The 5,432-nt window shown below is 55.7% G+C and carries 5 protein-coding genes; 3 read left to right on the top strand and 2 right to left on the bottom strand.

The window, feature by feature from the left end:
• Positions 1 to 241: 241 nt before the first annotated feature.
• Both WA928_RS06545 and WA928_RS06540 read right to left on the bottom strand, forming a co-directional pair.
• Complete coding sequence (locus WA928_RS06545; RefSeq protein ID WP_424301203.1) at positions 242 to 832, bottom strand: response regulator transcription factor; 591 nt, start codon at positions 830 to 832, stop codon at positions 242 to 244.
• Between the two features lie 122 nt (positions 833 to 954).
• Positions 955 to 2,943: a PAS domain S-box protein gene (locus WA928_RS06540; RefSeq protein ID WP_424301200.1), complete on the bottom strand. Its 1,989-nt coding sequence runs from the start codon at positions 2,941 to 2,943 to the stop codon at positions 955 to 957.
• Positions 2,944 to 3,109: 166 nt separating this feature from the next.
• On the opposite strand from WA928_RS06540, the gene WA928_RS06535 reads away from it, so the two are divergent.
• The 3 genes from WA928_RS06535 to WA928_RS06525 form a co-directional block, all read left to right on the top strand.
• Positions 3,110 to 4,120: a TRAP transporter substrate-binding protein gene (locus WA928_RS06535; protein ID WP_424301206.1), complete on the top strand. Its 1,011-nt coding sequence runs from the start codon at positions 3,110 to 3,112 to the stop codon at positions 4,118 to 4,120.
• 40 nt (positions 4,121 to 4,160) lie between these two features.
• On the top strand, positions 4,161 to 5,162 hold the full coding sequence (locus tag WA928_RS06530; protein ID WP_424301197.1) for a TRAP transporter substrate-binding protein: 1,002 nt from the start codon (positions 4,161 to 4,163) through the stop codon (positions 5,160 to 5,162).
• Between the two features lie 63 nt (positions 5,163 to 5,225).
• The coding region (locus tag WA928_RS06525) for a TRAP transporter small permease (protein WP_424301194.1) at positions 5,226 to 5,432 on the top strand (207 nt) is incomplete at its 3' end.

The following is a 5,432-nucleotide window of genomic DNA, read 5'->3' as shown; positions in this document are numbered from 1 at the left end:
AGTGAAACGCCTTCGCGCCGATGATAGTGGGTGGACACCTGTGAAAGTAGGTCATCGTCAGGCTTTTATTGCTCAAAGCCCCTGCAGAGTCTCTCTGCAGGGGCTTTGTTTTGCGCGCTCGCTTCGTACACTCGGGTTAGAATAAACTTCGGTTTAACTGGCACCGCCTGGTGCCTGCACCAGGCCAAAACATGCCTGCCTGATTAATCCAAACAGGCCCTTGTGCAAGATAGATAATCTGCTATTGGATCAGTCGAGCAAGCTCGACTGCTGTGCGTACGCCCATCTTTGTAAAGATGCTTGCGCGGTGCACCTCGACCGTACGCATCGTGATGCCCATTTCGTCAGCGATCACCTTGTTCATCTTACCTTCCAGGATGAAGCCCAAGGTTTCTCGCTCGCGGGCAGACAGCGTGGCCAAACGGGCCTGCACATCTGCCTGGAGGCCGCCTTGCACGGAGGCCAGCAGTGCCTCCTGTACCCGATCCATCAATTTATTGTCATTAAAGGGCTTCTCAAAGAAGTCAAAGGCGCCGCGTTTGAGGCTGTCTACGGCCATGGGCACATCCGCGTGGCCAGTTAAAAATATCACCGGCATGCGTGCGCGAAATCCGCGAGCAGAGATGGCTTCGAATAGCGAGGCGCCGCTTATCTCAGGCATACGCATGTCCAGCAGCAGACAGTCACCATCGTCATTGAACACATAGTCTGAATCCAGCACAGATAAAAATTGCGAGGCACTGTCGTAGGTGGTGGCCTGGATGTGGCGGGATTCTGCCAGCCACATGAGGGAATCGCGAATTACTTCTTCATCGTCGACGATGTGTAACACCTGTTTTGCTCCTGCTGTATTGATGCCTTTGGTGGCCAAGTGTGCGCCCGTGTTTTAGTGCGTCCGCCTAGGCTGTACAAGTAGCCGGAAGGTGGTGATCGCTGGGCGGGCAGTACGTAGGTTTAATTTGCTGTCGCAAGCGAGAACCGGAAGATCGTACCGCCTTCGGGGTTATCGGAATAGGACAGCGAACCCCCATGTGATTCTACGATGGTTCTGCAGATTTTCAGGCCCATTCCCATGCCATCGGGCTTGGTGGAGAAAAAAGGCGAGAACAGGCGTTCTCTTGCTTCCTGTGATATTCCGCAGCCCCGATCTGTCACGCTGATGGTGACACTGCTGGGGCTCCCGGGTTCACAACCTGCATTGATCTGCAAGATCCGTCGCTCAGGGGGCATATCGCGCATTGACTCAATGGCGTTGCGGGTCAGGTTGAGCAGCACTTGTCCGAGCATCATGGGGTCTGCCGTCACAGCCGGTGTCTCAGGAGAAACATCGGCGTGTATCTGCACAAAATGCTGGCTGGCCTGTAGCTCCGCCAGTTGTACTGCTTCGGTGATCACGGTGCGCAGATCCACTGTTTCGAGGTGTGGCTCGCGCCGCTTGGTGAAGGTATGCACGCTACGGATGATTTGCCCGGCACGCTGGGCCTGGATGTTGGCCTTTTCAAGTGCGCCTTGCAGGCGTCCCGCGCTGGTTTGGTCCAGGCTCGTGTCGGGGTCGTTCAAAAGGTTGAGTGCCCCTGTGGTGTAACTGGTGATGGCAGCCAGGGGCTGATTGAGTTCGTGCGCCAAGGTAGACGCCAGCTCTCCCATAGTTACCAGACGGGCGCTGGCCTCAAGCTTTTCTTGTTGGCGGCGACTGAGCTCTTCGAACCGTTTGCGATCCGACAGATCCATGATGGAACCCATCCAGCCTGTCTGGCGTCCCGTGTCGTCTCGCAGGGCAGATTCGTAGATCAGAACGGGAAACCGCTCGTCGTCAGTCCGGCGAAAAACAGTTTCGAAACCATGCGTATTGATCGTGCCCGAGAGCCTTTGAGAAAAGCGCTCCTGGTAGCCGGGCATAAGCTCGGGGGCCCAGTACGGCATAGGTGGTGCCCGTCCAATCAGTTCTTCGGCAGGGATTCCGACCATTCGACAAAAGGCTGGGTTCACATATGTGATGCGGCCGTCCAGATCGTAGACCCGCAAGCCGGTCACCAGAGAATCTTCCATCGCTGTCCGGAAGGCGATCTGACCGCGTAATGCGCGTTCGACCTGGACGCGCCGCCGGATATCGCGCCACAAGGCGGTGAGGCTCCAGAACAGCCCGAGGCTTAGCAGGACAATCGCCACCACCAGCAAGTTGGACATCAGGCGGGGTGTGCCTCGCACGCTGTCTGTGCGCAAGGTGATATCGGCGTACGGCAGATGCAGGTCGTGGGCATAGGTGTATACATGACGCCCGACCCCACCTGCAGTGCGTTGTCCCAGCGTGTTCTCGAGACGGTCTGTCAGACGGATCTCGCTTTTTTGCGCAAACCACCAGGGCACCATGTGCTCGAGAATGCCGGACATCGAATAACTGACCAGCAGGCTGCCTAGATAGACACCCTGTTGCTGCACAGGAAACAGATACTCCATTGTGGCTGAATGGCGGCTGTCCTGCGGTGGATCGGGCTGGATGTATTCTGGCTCGAGCGTGTTACGCAGGCGCTCAAGCTTGGCGCTCAGCCGTCCCGGGGTATCCATGGAGAAGGGGGCTTTTCCCGACGAGAGCGCGATGGTTCCGTGGCTATCGACCCATGCCATGCCGGCGAGTTCGGGATGGCTGCGCAAAATCAGCTGCATGCGTTTGCTCAGTAATTCGCCCGCCAGATGGTTGTTGGCAATCTCATTGGCCAGGGCCCTGACGGAGTCTTCGTTGCGTCCCAGTTGAAAACGGATGCTTTGCTCAACCCATAAGGTATCGGCGATCAGTTGTTCCTGCCGTTCGGTGGATTCGATCTGTTGTGCTTTGTACGGCAGCCAGATCACTGTCAGTAGAAACAGCACTGTGCATCCCACCAGGACAAGCCATTGCAGGGTGCGGCGGTGACTGATTGAAGAAAAGAGAGAAAACGTGCGCATGGGAATCTTTGTTTTTGCCAGTGTATCTGAGGCAGGAAGTCTGCGGAGGTTCCTGTGCCTGCGCCCGATTGTGGATATCCACAGTTGATTGCCAAGGCCAGTTTGCACAGAATGACGTCACGAATTTTTACCTTGCCACTGCTTCGGCTAAAGAAGATTTTCCTTGATCAAATTGTTTGCCGCCCTGTTTGCCTGTGCGTTGCTGAGCCTGTCTCCAGTGCAGGCGCAGCCGTCGCCCATCGTGATCCGGTTCAGCCATGTGGTGGCCCCGGCGACGCCCAAGGGCAAGGCAGCTTTGCGCTTCAAGGAACTCGCCGAGCGGGCGACTGGCGGCCGTGTGCGCGTGCAAGTATATCCAAACAGCGAGCTCTATCAGGATCGGGATGAGCTCGAGGCACTGCAGCTGGGGGCTGTGGAGATGATCGCGCCCTCATTGTCCAAGCTGACCCCGTTGGGCGTTCGAGAGTTTGAGGTATTTGACGTGCCGTTTCTGTTTCCCGATGAGACAGCGCTGCACAAGATTACTCAGGGCCCCATTGGCAAGCGCTTGCTTGATCGTCTACGCAGCAAGGGTATCGTGGGGCTTGCTTTTTGGGACAACGGATTCAAGTCGTTTTCGGCGAATCGTCCCTTATACCGGCCCGAGGATATGTCGGGCTTGCGTATGCGGATTCAACCCTCCAGGGTGCTGGATGCCCAGATGAGGGCCCTGGGTGCGCAACCCATCACCATGCGCTTTGGCGAGGTATATGCAGCACTGGAAGCGGGCGTAGTGGATGGCACGGAAAATCCACCCTCCAATTTCTATACACAGAATATGCAGGACGTCCAAACGCATTTTACGGTCTCCAATCACGGGTATTTGGGGTACGTCGTGATCGTGAACAAGAAATTCTGGGACGATCTGCCGGCTGACATCCGCAGTGCACTCGAAGACGCAATGCAAGAGGCCACTCGTTATGCTGCGTCGATCTCGAACGCGGAAAACGCCGCAGCCCTGGATGCAATACGCGCATCGGGCAAAACCGAGGTTCATACACTCACTGCTGCAGAGCGCCAAGCCTGGGTAGATGCCTTGGCGCCGGTGGTGCAGGAAATGAAAGATGTGATCGGCTCGCAGTTGATTGCAGATATTCAGCAGACGATCAGAACGTCTGATCAGCATGTTTCTCATTGAACACGTTTTTTCCATCTCTCATAAATCAGGAGACTTTTAAATGAAAATCCGCATGCCTCTTATTAAAACGGTGGGTGTTTGTGTCGCCCTGGCGTTTTCCTCAGCCGCTTTTGCCGAAGAACCCATTATTGTGAAATTCAGCCACGTCGTGGCCGAAAACACCCCCAAGGGCCAGGGTGCCCTGAAATTCAAAGAGTTGGCCGAGGCTGCGCTGCCCGGTAAAGTAGATGTACAGGTTTTCCCCAACTCGCAGTTGTTTGGCGATGGCAAGGAAATGGAAGCGCTGCTGCTGGGTGATGTGCAAATTATTGCGCCGTCGCTTGCCAAGTTCGACCGCTATACCAAGAAGCTGCAGATTTTTGACCTGCCATTCATGTTTGATGACGTGGCCGCACTGGATCGCTTTCAGGCCAGCCCTGATGGTCAGGAGTTGCTGAATGCGATGAAATCCAAAGGTATCCAGGGCTTGGCTTACTGGCACAATGGCATGAAGCAAATGTCCTCCAACCAGGACTCCCTGGTTCGTCCGGAAGACATCAAGGGCTTGAAATTCCGTATCCAGTCGTCTGATGTGCTTGAGGCACAGTTCCGTCAACTGGGCGCCAATCCGCAGAAACTGTCTTTTGCCGAGGTCTATCAGGCCCTGCAAACCGGTGTTGTGGATGGTGCCGAGAACCCCTGGTCCAACATCTACTCGCAAAAATTCCACGAAGTCCAGAAGACCATTGCAGTCACCAACCACGGTGCATTGGATTACATGGTAATCACCAATTCTGGCTGGTGGGATGGTTTGCCTGAAGACGTCCGTGCCGGCCTGAAAAAAGCGATGGCTGGGGCTACTGAATATGCCAACCAGCTGGCTGCCGAGATCAATGATCGCGATCGCCAACGGATTGCTGATGCCGGTAAGGCCAAGATTCAAACCCTTACCAAGCGGGATATCGCTGCGTGGCGTGAGGCGGTGCGTCCAGTCTGGACTCAATTTGCCGACGAGATCGGTAAAGACCTGATTGCAAAGGCGCGGGCCTCCAACGAAGAATAAGGCGGTTTCGGCAGTACGGCCGCAGCATCTGCGGCCGTTTCTCGTATCCTGAAGGAGTTCTCCATGCTGAGAAACTGGCTGGAACATCTAGAGGAAGGGCTGATTGCCTTTCTGCTGGCGGCAATGACGATCATTACCTTTGGTCAGGTCATCGCCCGCTACGTTTTCAATTACAGCTTTGTCTGGGCGCTCGAGCTCACCATGTATTGCTTTGGCGCGCTCATTTTCCTGGGCATGGCCTACGGCGTGCGCGTGGGGGCCCACATCGGC

Source organism: Castellaniella sp., assembly GCF_049651205.1.
In the GTDB taxonomy this organism is placed as follows: domain Bacteria; phylum Pseudomonadota; class Gammaproteobacteria; order Burkholderiales; family Burkholderiaceae_B; genus Castellaniella.
Note: the sequence above shows the minus strand (reverse complement) of the source record. Positions and strands in the feature narration are given on the sequence as shown.